Source organism: Alsobacter sp. P4_H11 (genome assembly GCF_056400925.1).
The window spans coordinates 19,658-33,210 of sequence record NZ_JBFUKI010000005.1 but is presented as its reverse complement, the minus strand read 5'-3'; the positions used below and the strand labels follow the sequence as shown (position 1 = coordinate 33,210).

Below are 13,553 nucleotides of genomic sequence, written 5' to 3'. Positions count from 1 at the left end.
GGTCCGGCGCGCGCCGGTTCACCAGCATGGTAAGGGAAAGTTCAACGCTTCTGCTGCAACTTGACCCATAGCGGGTCCGGGCCCGCCTGTTCGTGCGTGGAGAGTTCAATGCGAAGCGACGCCACTCTGGCAGCCGACGCGGTCACGATCATGGCCATGATGGAGGCGCTTCGCGTCGCTTTCGAGGCTGCCACGGATGGCGGCGCACGCGACCCGGACGACCTCGACCGGCGCATCCTGCGCGAGGTCAAGCAGATGGAGCTGCCGAGCTATTCCTATGGGGCCCAGGCCAAGGGCATCGAGGAGGCGATCGCGTGCATCCGCCTCGCCGTCGACCAGGCGCGTCGCAAGGCCGCCTGAGCGATTTCAGCCCGCCATGCAGGCTTTTTCGGCCAGCATCTCGCGCGCGACGCGGCCGGCCTGAACCAGGCGGAGTTCCGACACCGCGATGTCGGCGAGGTTGCGCAGCACGATCGTCTCGGCGCGGCTTAGCGTGCGCGGCTTCGTATCGATGATGCAGACGCTGCCCACCCGACACCCGCTCGACGGCACGATCGGAGCGCCGGCGTAGAAGCGGATATGGGGCTGGCCGACCACGAAGGGGTTCTTGGCCGAGCGCGTATCCCGGAGCGTGTCCTGGATCACCAGAACGTCGTCGCCCATGATCGTATGGCTGCAGAACGCGTCCTCACGGCGCAGCACGGAGGCCTGCAGCCCGATCTTGGCCTTGGCCCAGGCGCGGTTGCTGTCGATGAACGTCACCAGCACGATGGGAACGTGGAAGTATTCCTGCGCAATCTGGCAGATGCGGTCAAACGCCGGGGAGGCGCTGGTGTCCACGATCTCCAAGCGGTCGAGCGCCTTTTGGCGAGCCGTTTCGTTGGCGGGAACCGGATACATCAATCATCCTCGACTGCGAGGTATGATCCTTGTCACGTCGGCATGAGCTACGCCATGCGGTGTATCCCGTGCGTAAAAATACGCCGCTATGCATAGAACTGGTCAAAAAAGAAGACAATTATCAAGCGGATCAGCCAATTCGACGCGACATGATCTTTTGAATTTTGGACATAGACGCTGAAGTTAGCGTCCCTTCCACTGCGGAGGACGTTTTTCCAGAAACGATTCAATGCCTTCCTTGAAATCAGCGCTCGTGTAGCAAAGGACGACCAGATCATCGCCGGCCGCCCCGGCCGACGCCCGCCGAATGCGCGACAGAGCCTCCTTTGTCGCTCGCAGCGTTAACGGAGCCTGACCGGCGACCAGTCGCGCGAGGGCGTCTGCGCGCGAGGGGAGGGCGGCGACATCCTCGACCAGCTCCGTGACGAGGCCGATGGCCTTGGCCTCGGCGGCGTCCACGAGCCGCGACGTGAAAATGAGGTCCTTGACCCGGGCGGGGCCGATCAGCGCCGCCAGCCGTGCATAGTTGCCGACCGAAAGGCAGTTGCCGAGCGTGCGCGCGATCGGAAATCCGAACCGGGCGTTCGAGGCCGCGATGCGCAGATCGCAACAGGCCGCGATGGCCGCCCCTCCGCCCGTGCACGCGCCCGCGATGGCCGCGATGGTGGGGACCGGGCAATCCTCCAGCGCGGACAGAACTCGCTCGATCTTGCTCTCATACTCAATCGCGTCCTCGGGCGTCGAGAACGCCCTGAATTGCGCGATGTCGGTGCCGGCCGCGAAGGCCTTGTCGCCGGCGCCCGTAATCACGAGGGCCCGCACGTCCGTCTGGCCGCTCAGCGAGGAGCAGATTTCGGCGAGCCGCTCATACATCTCGAAAGTGAGGGCGTTGCGGGACGCCGGACGATTGAGAACCAGACGCGCGACGCCGTCCTCGACCGAATAAAGAATTTCGTCCGACATCCGTTTTCTCCAGCTCGTCCGAACGGCTGGTTAGCACGCCAAAAGGGCGGCGAGAAACGAAGCGAGAAAGCCGAGGCCAAAAAGAAGAAGCCCCCGAAAGCTTTGGAGCTCGCGAGGGCTTCGTGCAATCTGGAGGGGGCATTCTCAGCTTGCGGACCGATAACGTCCCGCACTGTCCGCGGTTCCAGCGCATGGTGAAAAAAGTTGATGGTCCCCGACGGATTGTCCTCGCGCCCGCATTTGGATAGGTCTGCGCCCACACGCAAGGAGTTCACCACCATGGCCGACAGCCTTCCCGACCGCCTCTCGGTCGACCCCAAGAGCCCCTATTACAACGAAGCCGTGCTGGGCCGCGGCGTCGGCATTCGCTTCAAGGGCGTCGACAAGACCAACGTCGAGGAATACTGCGTCAGCGAAGGCTGGGTGCGCCTGAGCGTCGGGAACACCAAGGACCGCTTCGGCAACCCGATGACCATCAAGCTGAAGGGGCCGGTCGAGCCGTACTACAACGGCCCCGCCGTCGAGGACGCCGCTGCGCCGGCCGAGGAAGGCCAGGGCTGACGCTCGTTCAGGCGGGCGCGCGCCGCGGTGGCGCAGAGACGCCCGCCACGTCACCACATGGTCTTGCGGGCGCGCTCGGGCCACTCGCGGTCATAGGCGTCGCCCCCGACAGCGCCATCCGTCATGCCGGCGAGGATCTGCCCGGGCGTTGGCAGGCTCGCGGGATCGACGCGCCGCTCCGGGTTCCAGAGCTGCGACCGCACGATGGCGCGGGCGCACTGGAAATAGACCTCCTCCACGCCGATCACGATCACGCTGCGCGGCGCCTTGCCGTCCTGCGCGAAGCTTTCGAGCAGCGCCGGCTCCTTGCTGATGCGGGCGCGGCCGTTCACCCGTAAAGTGTGGCCGAGGCCGGGGATCAGGAACAGCAGGCCGACGCGCGGGTCGCGCACGATGTTGCGTAGCGAATCGATCCTGTCGTTGCCGCGCCGATCCGGCATCAGCAGCGTGCGGTCGTCGTGAATGCGCACGAAACCAGGCACGTCGCCGCGAGGCGAACAGTCGAGCCCTTCGGGGCCGCTCGTCGCGAGCGCGCAGAAGGGCGAGCTTTCCAGCAGCGCGCGGTAGTGCGGCGTGATCCGGTCCGCCACCTTGGCGGTGGATGCCGCCCCCGGCGCGCCATAGAGCGCCTCCAGATCGGCGACGGTCTCGACGAAGAAGGCGGGATCGAGGGGCGGCATGGGCGAACTCCGGCAGGGGGCCGCTCCGTTGAACCCGACCGCAACGTCGCCCGCAAGCGCCGACCCCGTTTATGACTCTTCGATGACCGAGATCGCCAACCTGACGGCTTCCGGAATGGGCTCCAGGAGGCGCGCCGACACCTCGTTGCGGAGGCTCCGTGCGGCCGCGGCCAGCGGGCCGCCGCCGATAATGATCGCCCGTGCGCCCGCCTGCTGGGCGTCCCCGCAGGCTCGGTAGAGCGCCTCCCGCAACGCGGATGCATCCGCCATCAGGGTGGCGGGCTCGCCGGGCGTCAGGAACACGCCGAGAAACGCGTCGCCCCGATAGGTGCGGCCCATGGCGCTGATCGATTGAACGAGATCGGGCGTGGTCGTCACCACGGCTACCGGCTCCCCTGGCGGCGCGGCCCGGAACGCCGCCTCGCCGATCCCGACCACCTTCATGGGAAGCGCGGTCCGCAGCGCGGCCAGGCCGGGATCGCCGAAGGCCGACACGATCACGGCGTCCGGAGCGAGGGACGCGATCGCGTCCGCCATGCCGGCCACCGTCAGCGCGGCGGCCACAAGCGCGTCCTCACTGGTGATGAGCGGCGGCCCGCTCGGGGCCGTGACGCCGGTGATCGTCGCGGCGGCGCCGGCGGCCTCCTTGGCGATCGCCACCATGGCGGCCGTGGTCGCAGCGTTTGTGTTCGGGTTCACGAGCAGGATGCGCATCGCCCGAAGCTACACCGTCTCGGCGACCCGGATGCACGCCGCCGCGTGCGCCACGCCGACCTCGGCCAATGGCGGCACGATCTCGCGGCATTGCGGTGCGGCGAGCGAGCAGCGCGGCGCAAAGGCGCAGCCGGGCGGCAGGGCCGTGAGATCCGGCGGCGAGCCCGGAATTGTCTCCAGCCGGTCGCCCTTTTGGGCCCGCTCGACCCGCGAGGCGAGGAGACCGCGCGTATAGGGGTGCCGGGGCGAGCGGATGACGTCGCGCACGGAGCCGCTTTCCACCACGCGCCCCGCATACATCACGGCGATCCGGTCGGCGATCTCCACCGCCACGCCGATGTCGTGGGTGACGAAGATGATCGACAGCCCGAGCTCGCGCTGCAGTTCGCGCAGCAGCAGCAGGATCTGGATTTGCACCGTGGCGTCGAGCGCCGTGGTGGGCTCGTCGGCCAAGAGCACGCTCGGCCGGCACGCCAGCGCGAGCGCGATCATGGCGCGCTGGCGCATGCCGCCCGACATCTCGTGCGGGTAGGCGTCCAGCCGGCGATCGGGCGAGGGGATGCGCACGCGCTCGAACAGCGCCAGCGCGCGTTGGCGCGCGTCCGCGGCGGAGATCTTTTCGTGCCGGCGGATCGCCTCGGTGATCTGGGCGCCGACGGTGTAGACCGGGTCCAGCGCCAGCATGGGCTCCTGGAAGATCATCGAGACCGTGCCGCCGCGGAAATCGGCGAGTTCGCCCGGCGACAGCGCCAGCACGTCGCGGCCGCCGACCCGGATCGCGCCGGTCATGAGCGAGCGCCTGGGCGGGTGCAGGCGCAGGAGCGAGCGCAGCGTGACGCTCTTGCCCGAGCCGGATTCGCCCAGCAGCGCCAGCACCTCGCCCTGGGCCAGCGACAGCGACACGCCGTCCACGGCGCGCACCGGCTTGGAGCCGCCCGTGAAGGTGACGCTCAGGTTTTCGATCGCGACGGCGTCGGTCATGCGGCGGCCTCCGCGAGAGCGGGCGCGCGGCTGTGGCCGGAGCCCGGCAGCGCCATCAGGCAGGCGGCCTCCTGCAGGCCCTCTATCGCCGCCAGCGGCGGCTCCTTGGCCGAGCAGACCGGCTCCGCGAAGGCGCAGCGCGTATGGAAGCGGCAGCCGCTTGGCGGATTGATGGGATTGGGCGGATCGCCCGTGAGCGGCGCCTCGGTGCTGCGCGCGTCCGGATCCATCTTCGGCATGGAGGCGAGCAGGGCCGCCGTATAGGGATGGCGCGGCGCGCCGAACACGGCCGGGCCTTCGCCGATCTCCGCGACCTTGCCGAGATACATCACCATCACGCGGTCGACGATGAACTTCACGACGTTCAGGTCATGCGAGATGAACACGTAGGTGAGCCCGAACTCGTCCTTCAGGTCCTGCAGCAGGTTCAGCACCTGCGCCTCCACGGACTTGTCCAGCGCCGACACAGCCTCGTCGAGGATCACGAGGCGGGGCTCGAGCGCGAGCGCGCGCGCGATGTTGATGCGCTGGCGCTGCCCGCCCGAGAGCTCATGCGGGTACCTGCCCGCGAAGCGCCCGGGCTCCAGCCCGACGCGCGCCAAGAGGTCATGCGCCCTGGCGCGCGCCTTCGCGGCCGGCACGCCATGCACCTGCGGCCCGTAGGCGATGGAATCCTCGATGGTGAGGCGCGGGTTCAAGGACGCGTAGCTGTCCTGGAACACCATCTGGACCTGGCGGCGATAGGCGGTGAGGTCGAGGTCGGCCCCGACCTTCTCGCCGTCGAACACCATCTCGCCGGCGTCGGCCTTGATCAGGTGCATCAGCAGTCGCGCCGTCGTCGACTTTCCGCAGCCGCTCTCGCCGACGACGCCGAGCGTCTCGCCCTTGCGGATGTCGAACGACACGCCGTCCACCGCGCGCACCACCGCGCCCTTGCCGAACAGGCCCTTGCCCTTCACCGGGAAGTGCTTGACGAGGTCGCGCACGCTGAGCAGCGGCTGGGCCGGGCCGCCGCGATCCGGGTCGTCCGGCAGAAAGGCGGGTTCGCCGATGATCATGACTTCACGTCCATGGCGCTGCGCAGCCCGTCCGAGACCATGTTGAAGGCGATCGACGTGATGAAGATCATCACGCCCGGCAGCGCCGCCACCATTGGCTGCGTGTAGATCGCGGTGCGCAGCGTGTTCAGCATCAGGCCCCATTCGGGCTCCGGCGGGCGCACGCCGAGGCCCAGGAACGACAGGCCGGACGCGAGAATCATCGATACCGACACGAGGCTGGTCGCGTAGACGAAGATCGGCCCGAGCACGTTGCCGAGCACGTGCACGCGGATGATGGACCCCGCTTTAGCCCCTGAGGCGCGCGCGGCGTCGATGTAGTCCAGCCCGCGCACCTGCGTGGTGACGCTCTCGGCGACCCGCGCGATCGGAGGCACGAACACGAGCGTGAGCGACACCAGCGCGTTGGTGAGCCCGGCCCCGAGCGCGCCCGAGAGCGCCACGGCCAGCAGCACCGACGGAAAGGCGTAAAATACGTCCACGGTGCGCATGATCAGCGTATTGGTCAGGCCGCCGACATAGCCGGCCGTGATGCCCAGCATTGAGCCAATCACGAAGGCGATCGGCACAGGGGTCACGCCCATCAGCAGCGATAGCCGTCCACCGTGGATGAGCCGCGAGAGCATGTCGCGGCCGAGTTCGTCCGCTCCGAGCGGATAGCCCGGAAAGCCGATCGGTTTCAGCCGCCGTAGCATCGAGCCCTTGGAGGGGTCGGCCGGCGCGATCCAGGGCGCGAAGATCGCCATCAGCAGCAACAGGACGATCACGGCCAACGCCGTCATCGCGACGGGATCGCGCGACAGCCGGCGCAGCACGCCGGTCCAGTAGCCGGGCGAGCGGACCACGGCGGCGTCCGCGACCGGGGAGGGGCTGGGGTTCTGCCCAATGGCGGCGCTGAGGCTCATGCGCGTTGCACCCGCGGATCGATGGCGGCCTGGAGAATGTCGACCGTCAGGTTCAGGAACACGAAGAACAGCGCCAGCACCAGAATCGAGCCCTGCAGCAGCGGCAGGTCGCGCTGGAAGATGGCTGCGTTCAGCAGGAAGCCGGTGCCCGGCCACGAGAACACGGTCTCGATCAGGATCGACCCGCCGAGCAGGTAGCCCAATTGCAGTCCCATCACCGCGAAAGCCGTCGGGGCCGCGTTCTTGATCACATGCCGGAATACGCCGCGCTCGGTGAGGCCCTTGGCGGCCAGCGCGTTGACGAATTCCTGGTTCAGGATCTCGCCCACCAGCGCCTTCACGGTGCGGGCGATGATGCCCATCGGGATCACCGACATGGTGACGGCCGGCAGCACCAGGAAGCGCAGGTAGTCCCAATCCCAGGAACGGCTGGCGGAGCCCTGCGGCCCGCCGCCGGTGGCGGGCAGCCAGCCGAGCTGCACCGAGAAGATGATCACCAGCACCATGCCGAGCCAGTAGTGCGGGACGCTGACGCCCAGGACCGACACGAAGGACGCGACCCGGTCCACCCAGCCGCCCCGGAAATAGCCGGCCAGAATGCCGAGCCCGGCGCCGGCCACGAAGCCGATCAGTGTGGCGGCGGCCGCCAGCGCGAGCGAGTTCTTGACGGCGTTGAACACCTCGGATGTCACCGGCCGCCCGGTCGCGATGGAGGCGCCGAGGTCGCCCTGGACGACGCGCCAGATCCAGAGCCCGTATTGCACCGGAAGCGGCTTGTCGAAGCCGTAAAGCGCCCGCATCTGCTGCTGCAGCTCAAGCGTCGCGTCCACCGGCAGCACGGCCGTGAGCGGATCGCCCGGCGTGATGTGCACGAGCAGGAAGCAGACGATGCTGACGCCGATCGCGACCGGCAGCACGTAGAGGATGCGCTTCAGGATGTAGAGCAGCATGGGGGCGTCCGGCCTTGGCGGGGGCGTCCCGCGCCAGAGCGGCGCGGGACGGAGCGGCGGTGCGCCTCACTTCGTCATCGTGATGGGCGAGAAGTCCTGGAACCAGTTCTGCGCCTGCACGAAGCCCTTCACCTTGGTCGACATGGCGCGCGGGTTCACGTCATGCGTGACCATCAGGAATAGCGCTTCGTCCACGTACTTCTCGTGGATCTTCTGCAGGATCGCGGTCTGCTCCTTCGGCTCGAAGGTGTTGCGTACCTGGTCGAACAGCTTGTCCATCTCGGGATCGCAATAGGAGCCCCAGTTGGTGCCGGCCGGCGGCGCGAGATTGCACTGCAGGTGGCGGACGAAGCCCGTGAAGGGGTCCTGGATGAAGTAGGTGTAGTTCATGCCCGTCGCCCCGCGGGAGCTCTCATGCTTGGCGCCGGCGCGCCAGATGTTGATGAGCGTGTTCCACTCCACAACCTCGAAATCGACCTGGATGCCGACCTCGGCGAGGTTCTGCTGCACGAACTCGTTCATCGGCAGCGGCTGCATCTGGCCCGAGCCGGAGGCCGAGATCAGGATCTTCGTCTTCATCGGCTTGTTGGGGCCGTAGCCGGCCTCCGCCATCAGCTTCTTGGCCTCGGCGACGTCGTGCTTCAGCTTGAACTTCGGCGATCCGAACCACTGATGGCCGGGCGGAAAGAAGCCCTCGGCCGGGATCATCATGCCGCTGAGCAGTTCCTTCAGCCCCTCGCGGTCCACCGCCAGGTTGGCGGCCTTGCGGACGCGGATGTCGTTCCAGGGCGAACCCTCGACGCGCGACAGGTGCCACGTCCAGTTATGCGGATAGGCGTTGGTGACGATGCTGAACCCGGCCTGCTTCAGCGACGCCACGGCATCGGGCGCAGGCGCTTCGATCCAGTCGACCTGGCCCGAGCGCAGCGCCGCCACGCGGGCGTTCGCCTCGGGCAGCGGGATCAGCACCATCTTGTCGAGCTTCGGGACCCGCGGCTTGTCCCAATAGTCCGCGTTGGGAACCAGCTCGACGCGCTCACGCGGCACGAAGTTGACGATCTTCCACGGGCCGGTGCCGGACGGGGCCTTGGCGACCGCATCCCAGCTCTTGCCCTGCTTCTCCCAGTTTGCCGGGGAGGACATCATGATCCAGGCGAGCTGGTAGGGCAGGGTGGCGTCGGGCGTCTTGGTAACGATCTCCACGGTGAGCGGATCGATCGCCTTATAGCTCGCCACCGCCGGAATGCGCGAGCGGCCCTGCGCAGACTGGCGCGGGTCGAACTGCGGGCTTTCCTTCACGAGCAGCTTGTCGAGGTTCCACACCACGGCGTCGGCCGTGAACGCGCTGCCGTCGTGGAATTTCACGCCGTCGCGCAGCTTGAAGACCCACTTCGTCTTGTCGGTCGCGTCCACGGCCCATGAGGTCGCGAGTCCGGGCACGAGGTCCGACGGCTTGGTGGCGCTGCTCATGTCCCAGTTGATCAGCGCGTCATAGGCCGTGTAGCCCAGAAAGCGCTGGCCTTCGCCGCCGTTGTCGGTCTGTCCGGTGGTGAGCGGAATGTCGGAGGCCGTCATGCCGATGCGCAGCGTGCCTTGCGCCAGGGCCGAGCCCGTCAGGCCGAGGCTGAGCGTCAGGGCTGCGGCGTAGCCGGCCAAATGCATGGTCTTCATGGGTCGCGGGTCTCCAGCGATTGCGGAATGCCAATCAGCAAGGAGCGGGCCAGATCGCGGGAAGCGCCCGGGCGCGAGACGAACGCGCTTCGCGAGGCGGGTGACTGCCTTGTTTATAGGCAGCGTGCGCCTTGCGGCCGATCAAATACGAGGCGCGGCGTCCCCAGCCATGCATGATCAAGCCTTGTGCAGCCTCACCGCAGGTGTTCACCTGCCGCCCACTCCCGCGAGTCCCGCGGAACCTGGAACCTTGCCGATGCCCGCCGCCCAGAGCCAGCCGATCCCGGCCGACCGCTACGTTCCGGACAGCCGCTACGCCTACACGCGGCTGGCGCTGTCGCTGCTGATCGCCACCATCCTGGGCGCCGGCATGTGGGCCGTGATCGTGGTGCTGCCCAGCGTGCAGACGGAGTTCGGCGTCGACCGCGCCGGCGCCTCGCTGCCCTACACGGTGATGATGTTCGGCGTCGCCTTCGGCACCATCGTGCTCGGGCGCATGATGGACCGCACCGGCATCGCGCTTCTGCTCGGCATGGCGGGCGTTGGTCTTGGCGGCGGCTTCGTGATCGCGGGCCTCGCCCCCAATCTCATGGTGTTCTCCACCATTCACGCGCTGCTGATCGGCGTGTTCGCCGGTACCGGCTTCGCCCCGATGATCGCCGACATCTCGCACTGGTTCGTGAAGCGGCGCGGCCTCGCGGTCGTGATCGTGGCGTCGGGCAACTACATCGCCGGCACGATCTGGCCGCTGGTGATCAAGTTCGGCATCCCGGCCATTGGCTGGCGCTACACCTATGTGGGCATCGGCCTTTTCATCGCCGTCACGGTGACGCCGCTCGCGTTCTTCATGCGCCAGCGCCCCTCGGCCCGCATGATGGCGGACGCTGAGGCCGCCACCAAGGCGGCTCGTGCAGACGTCGGCATGTCGTCGCGCTTTCTCGTGATGCTGCTGATTGCGGCCGGCTTCTCGTGCTGCGTCGCCATGTCGATGCCGCAGGTCCACATCGTCGCCTATTGCGGCGACCTCGGCTACGGCGTCGCCCGCGGCGCCGAGATGCTGTCCTTGATGCTGGCGCTCGGCATTTTCTCGCGCATCGGCTCCGGCCTGGTCGCGGACCGCATCGGCGGCGCGGCGACGCTGCTGATCGGCTCCTTCATGCAGGGGCTGGCGCTGGTGCTCTACACGCTGTTTGACGGGCTCACGTCGCTCTACATCGTGTCGGGCATCTTCGGGCTCTTCCAGGGCGGCATTGTCCCCATGTACGCGGTGATCTGCCGCGAGCTGCTGCCGCCGCGCGAGGCGGGGGCCAAGATCGGCCTGGTGGTGTCGGCCACCATCTTGGGCATGGCGTTCGGCGGCTACGTGTCTGGCGTGATCTACGACTACACCGGCAGCTACCGCATTGCCTTCCTGAACGGCGTCGCCTGGAACCTGCTGAACCTCACGGCGGCCGGCTGGCTGCTGATGCGCCGGCGCAAGACGCCGGACGTCGGCGGCGGGCTCACGGCGGCAGCCTGAGCGGCCGCTCAGCGCGGGGCGAGCCCGCCGGGCGCAGGTGCAGCCGCATCAGGATGTCCTGGTTGTGGTTGCCGAAGCCGCGGCCGAAGATGTTCACGCCGCCCGGATGCGACGCGCTCGGCTCGATGCCGATGCGCAGGCGGATCGAGTGGTGATCGGAGAGCGACAGGTCGGCCAGCGACACGTCCGAGAGCTTCTCGTCATTCATGAACGCGCCTGAGGGCGTGATGCGCCAGCGCGTCAGCACGCCATATTGCGAGCCCTCCAGCTTCCACCACCGCGGCGTCAGCGCGCCGCGCCGGTCGCCATAGTCGCCCGGGCACGTCCAGGTGCCGGCCTTCACGCCGTTGACCCACAGGCTGATGTCGGACGGCCAGTTGGTGTTGGTGCCCGGCACCTCGGAGGAGAGCTCCATCTGGAACTCGATCTCGGCGAGGTCGGCCTTCAGCACCTTGGCGTTGTTGGGGAACTTGTATTCCACGAAGCCCCGGCCGAACCAGATCAGCGCCGCCTGCACGCGGCAGGGGTCCAGAAACAGGTCCGGCACGTCGAGCACGCCCATGATGCTTTGGGTCGAGCACATGCCGCAGGGGGCCGAGACGTCGTAGCTGGTGTAGAGGCCGAGCGGCATCTCCACCTCGATGACGTTCTTGTCGCGGCTGGGGTCGTCCGCGTCGAGCCGCACGACGATCTCGTCGAAACGCGCCGAGCAGATCTTCTGCTGCCCTTTCGCGGCCTTCACGACGTCGGTGAGGATCAACTCCGCCTCTTCGAGGATCTGGATGTTGGTCGCGATGGTGGATTGCGGCAGGCCGAGCTTCTCGGCGATCTGGTTGACGTTCAGCGCCCCGCTGCGGCGCAGCAGCCGTAGGATACGGACCCGCACGGGAGAGGCGAGCCCGCGGATCACGTCGAACTGGCGTTCCGGGTTCACCACCAGGAAGCTGCGCCCGGCGGCTTCTCGGGCGTCGTCGCCGGTTTTCGGCTTGGCGACGGGCTTGGTCGAGCCCGTCGCGGTCTTGGCGTCCTTGCGGTCCAGCATGTCGCAATCCTGAGCCGGACCGGCCGATGGCCGGCGGCGGTTAGTTGGCTGTCAGGTGAATGACGTTCCAGGACGCCGGCTTCAGCGTGGCGCGGATGCGCCCGCCATCCACGACGACGCCCGAAAGAGCCGTCGGCGCGACGCGATCGGGCGCATTCTTGTCGTTGATGGCGCTGAGGTCATCGTGCCGGAGCTCCAGCGCCTCGCCGACCGCGAGCCGGCCGAAGCCGCGCACGTCGATGCTGACCTCCATGTTCTGCGCGATGTCGCGGTTGAGCAGGAACAGCGACAGCCCGCCCTTCTCGTCGGCGACGGCCGAGAGCTTCAGGTAAGCCACGTTGGTGACCGGGTACGACACCTCCTGCGACCCGCGCGGGTCGTAGTATTCGGAATCGTAGCTGTCGCTCTCGACCTGCGCGCGCAACACCTTGCCGCGGCCGAACTTCGACATCTGCGCGAAGGGGTGGAAGATCGTCTGCCGCCAGGCGGGGCCGCCGGTCTCGGTCATGATCGGCGCGATCACGTTGACGAGCTGCGCCAGGCAGGCCGACTTGACGCGGTCGGCGTGGTTCAGCAGCGAGATGCAGGCGCCGCCGAACGCGAGCGCATCCTCCATCGTGTAGATCTCCTCCAGGATCGGCGGGGCCACCGGCCAGCCTTCCTTCACCCGGTCCTGGCGCTTGCGGCGGGTCCGGTACCAGACGTTCCACTCGTCGAAGCTCAGCATCATGCGCTTGGTGGAGCGACGGCGCGCCGCGACGCCGTCCGCGATGGCCACGACCTCGTCGATGAAGTTGTCCATCAGGTCGGGCGAGGCCAGGAAGGAGGCCGTGTCGTCCTTGTAGTTGTTCAAGTAGGTGTGGAGCGAGATGAACTCGGCGTGGTCGAAGGTGTGCTCCAGCACCTCGTCTTCCCAGCGACCGTAAGTCGGCATGTTGCGCGCCGAGGAGCCGCAGGCCGCGAGCTCGATGGTGGGGTCGATCCAGCGCATCATCTTGGCCGCTTCCTTGGCGACCATGCCGTATTGCGTTGCGGTCTTGTATTCCATCTGCCAGGGGCCATCCATCTCGTTGCCCAGGCACCAGAACTTGATGTTGTGCGGCTGCTCCCAGCCGTGCTGCTTGCGCAGGTCGGACCAGTAGGTGCCGCCCGGATGATTGCAGTACTCGACCAGATTGCGCGCCTCATCGCCGCCGCGCGTGCCGAGGTTCACGGCCATCATGGGCTCGACGTCCGCTGCCTTGCACCAGTCCATGAACTCGTTGGTGCCGAAGGTGTTCGGCTCCGTGGTGAACCAGGCGAGATCCAGCCTGGTCGGCCGCTGCTCCACCGGGCCGACGCCGTCCTCCCAATTGTAGCCGGAAACGAAGTTGCCGCCCGGGTAGCGCATGATGGTCGGCCCGAGCTCGCGCACCAGGTCCAGCACGTCGCGGCGGAAGCCCTTCTCGTCGGCCGTGGCGTGGCCCGGCTCGTAGATGCCGCCATACACGCAGCGTCCGAGATGCTCGACAAAGGCGCCGAACAGGCGCGGATCGGTCTGTCCGATCGCGAAATCGCGGTCCATGAGGACGGTGGCTTTTCTCATCGTGGTCTCCCTCGGAGAGCGGCG

At 67.6% G+C, this 13,553-nt stretch carries 14 protein-coding genes; 3 read left to right on the top strand and 11 right to left on the bottom strand.

What is annotated here, in order from left to right:
• The first annotated feature begins 108 nt into the window (after positions 1-108).
• On the top strand, positions 109-360 hold the full coding sequence (locus AC1DSZ_RS09815) for a hypothetical protein (RefSeq protein ID WP_188517544.1): 252 nt from the start codon (positions 109-111) through the stop codon (positions 358-360).
• A 6-nt stretch (positions 361-366) separates the two neighbouring features.
• Here the strand turns inward: AC1DSZ_RS09815 and AC1DSZ_RS09810 are convergent, their stop codons facing one another.
• Entirely contained in the window at positions 367-900 is a 534-nt protein-coding gene (locus tag AC1DSZ_RS09810) for a GAF domain-containing protein (protein ID WP_476838186.1), read from the bottom strand.
• A gap of 183 nt (positions 901-1,083) precedes the next feature.
• Positions 1,084-1,863: an enoyl-CoA hydratase/isomerase family protein gene (locus AC1DSZ_RS09805; protein WP_476838185.1), complete on the bottom strand. Its 780-nt coding sequence runs from the start codon at positions 1,861-1,863 to the stop codon at positions 1,084-1,086.
• A gap of 279 nt (positions 1,864-2,142) precedes the next feature.
• Between AC1DSZ_RS09805 and AC1DSZ_RS09800 the strand changes: the two genes are divergently transcribed.
• Positions 2,143-2,424, top strand: a complete 282-nt coding sequence (locus tag AC1DSZ_RS09800) for a DUF3297 family protein (protein WP_476838184.1) — start codon at positions 2,143-2,145, stop codon at positions 2,422-2,424.
• Positions 2,425-2,474: 50 nt separating this feature from the next.
• On the opposite strand, the gene AC1DSZ_RS09795 is transcribed toward AC1DSZ_RS09800, so the two are convergent.
• The 7 genes from AC1DSZ_RS09795 to AC1DSZ_RS09765 all read right to left on the bottom strand — a co-directional run bounded on the left by AC1DSZ_RS09795 (position 2,475) and on the right by AC1DSZ_RS09765 (position 9,374).
• Positions 2,475-3,104 carry a pyridoxamine 5'-phosphate oxidase family protein gene (locus AC1DSZ_RS09795; protein WP_476838183.1) on the bottom strand — a complete coding sequence of 210 codons (630 nt, stop codon included), beginning with the start codon at positions 3,102-3,104 and terminating at the stop codon, positions 2,475-2,477.
• Between the two features lie 69 nt (positions 3,105-3,173).
• Complete coding sequence (locus AC1DSZ_RS09790) at positions 3,174-3,818, bottom strand: aspartate/glutamate racemase family protein (RefSeq protein WP_476838182.1); 645 nt, start codon at positions 3,816-3,818, stop codon at positions 3,174-3,176.
• Positions 3,819-3,827: 9 nt separating this feature from the next.
• Positions 3,828-4,799, bottom strand: coding sequence for an ABC transporter ATP-binding protein (locus tag AC1DSZ_RS09785; RefSeq protein ID WP_476838181.1), 972 nt, complete (start codon positions 4,797-4,799; stop codon positions 3,828-3,830).
• Entirely contained in the window at positions 4,796-5,857 is a 1,062-nt protein-coding gene (locus AC1DSZ_RS09780; RefSeq protein ID WP_476838180.1) for an ABC transporter ATP-binding protein, read from the bottom strand. The genes AC1DSZ_RS09785 and AC1DSZ_RS09780 overlap by 4 nt, the downstream gene beginning before the upstream one ends.
• Complete coding sequence (locus AC1DSZ_RS09775) at positions 5,854-6,762, bottom strand: ABC transporter permease (RefSeq protein WP_476838179.1); 909 nt, start codon at positions 6,760-6,762, stop codon at positions 5,854-5,856. The genes AC1DSZ_RS09780 and AC1DSZ_RS09775 overlap by 4 nt, the downstream gene beginning before the upstream one ends.
• A complete protein-coding gene (locus AC1DSZ_RS09770) occupies positions 6,759-7,712 on the bottom strand; it encodes an ABC transporter permease (protein WP_476838178.1) in 954 nt (317 codons plus the stop codon). The genes AC1DSZ_RS09775 and AC1DSZ_RS09770 overlap by 4 nt, the downstream gene beginning before the upstream one ends.
• A gap of 66 nt (positions 7,713-7,778) precedes the next feature.
• Entirely contained in the window at positions 7,779-9,374 is a 1,596-nt protein-coding gene (locus tag AC1DSZ_RS09765; protein ID WP_476838487.1) for an ABC transporter substrate-binding protein, read from the bottom strand.
• A 265-nt stretch (positions 9,375-9,639) separates the two neighbouring features.
• Between AC1DSZ_RS09765 and AC1DSZ_RS09760 the strand changes: the two genes are divergently transcribed.
• Positions 9,640-10,902 (top strand): MFS transporter, encoded by a 1,263-nt coding sequence (locus tag AC1DSZ_RS09760; RefSeq protein WP_476838177.1) that lies wholly within the window; start codon positions 9,640-9,642, stop codon positions 10,900-10,902.
• Here the strand turns inward: AC1DSZ_RS09760 and AC1DSZ_RS09755 are convergent.
• Positions 10,886-11,944: an ArsR/SmtB family transcription factor gene (locus tag AC1DSZ_RS09755; protein WP_476838176.1), complete on the bottom strand. Its 1,059-nt coding sequence runs from the start codon at positions 11,942-11,944 to the stop codon at positions 10,886-10,888. The two genes, AC1DSZ_RS09760 and AC1DSZ_RS09755, sit on opposite strands and share 17 nt — an antisense overlap.
• A 40-nt stretch (positions 11,945-11,984) precedes the next feature.
• Positions 11,985-13,529: an arabinosylfuranosidase ArfA gene (gene arfA, locus AC1DSZ_RS09750; RefSeq protein WP_476838175.1), complete on the bottom strand. Its 1,545-nt coding sequence runs from the start codon at positions 13,527-13,529 to the stop codon at positions 11,985-11,987.
• Positions 13,530-13,553 lie beyond the last annotated feature (24 nt).

Coding starts and splice junctions, on each gene's coding strand:
- AC1DSZ_RS09795 (WP_476838183.1), bottom strand. CDS start 3,104: ATGCCGCCCCTCGATCCCGCCTTCTTCGTCGAGACCGTCGCCGATCTG.
- AC1DSZ_RS09810 (WP_476838186.1), bottom strand. CDS start 900: ATGTATCCGGTTCCCGCCAACGAAACGGCTCGCCAAAAGGCGCTCGAC.
- AC1DSZ_RS09785 (WP_476838181.1), bottom strand. CDS start 4,799: ATGACCGACGCCGTCGCGATCGAAAACCTGAGCGTCACCTTCACGGGC.
- AC1DSZ_RS09815 (WP_188517544.1), top strand. CDS start 109: ATGCGAAGCGACGCCACTCTGGCAGCCGACGCGGTCACGATCATGGCC.
- arfA (WP_476838175.1), bottom strand. CDS start 13,529: ATGAGAAAAGCCACCGTCCTCATGGACCGCGATTTCGCGATCGGACAG.
- AC1DSZ_RS09790 (WP_476838182.1), bottom strand. CDS start 3,818: ATGCGCATCCTGCTCGTGAACCCGAACACAAACGCTGCGACCACGGCC.
- AC1DSZ_RS09760 (WP_476838177.1), top strand. CDS start 9,640: ATGCCCGCCGCCCAGAGCCAGCCGATCCCGGCCGACCGCTACGTTCCG.
- AC1DSZ_RS09755 (WP_476838176.1), bottom strand. CDS start 11,944: ATGCTGGACCGCAAGGACGCCAAGACCGCGACGGGCTCGACCAAGCCC.
- AC1DSZ_RS09775 (WP_476838179.1), bottom strand. CDS start 6,762: ATGAGCCTCAGCGCCGCCATTGGGCAGAACCCCAGCCCCTCCCCGGTC.
- AC1DSZ_RS09780 (WP_476838180.1), bottom strand. CDS start 5,857: ATGATCATCGGCGAACCCGCCTTTCTGCCGGACGACCCGGATCGCGGC.
- AC1DSZ_RS09805 (WP_476838185.1), bottom strand. CDS start 1,863: ATGTCGGACGAAATTCTTTATTCGGTCGAGGACGGCGTCGCGCGTCTG.
- AC1DSZ_RS09770 (WP_476838178.1), bottom strand. CDS start 7,712: ATGCTGCTCTACATCCTGAAGCGCATCCTCTACGTGCTGCCGGTCGCG.
- AC1DSZ_RS09800 (WP_476838184.1), top strand. CDS start 2,143: ATGGCCGACAGCCTTCCCGACCGCCTCTCGGTCGACCCCAAGAGCCCC.
- AC1DSZ_RS09765 (WP_476838487.1), bottom strand. CDS start 9,374: ATGCATTTGGCCGGCTACGCCGCAGCCCTGACGCTCAGCCTCGGCCTG.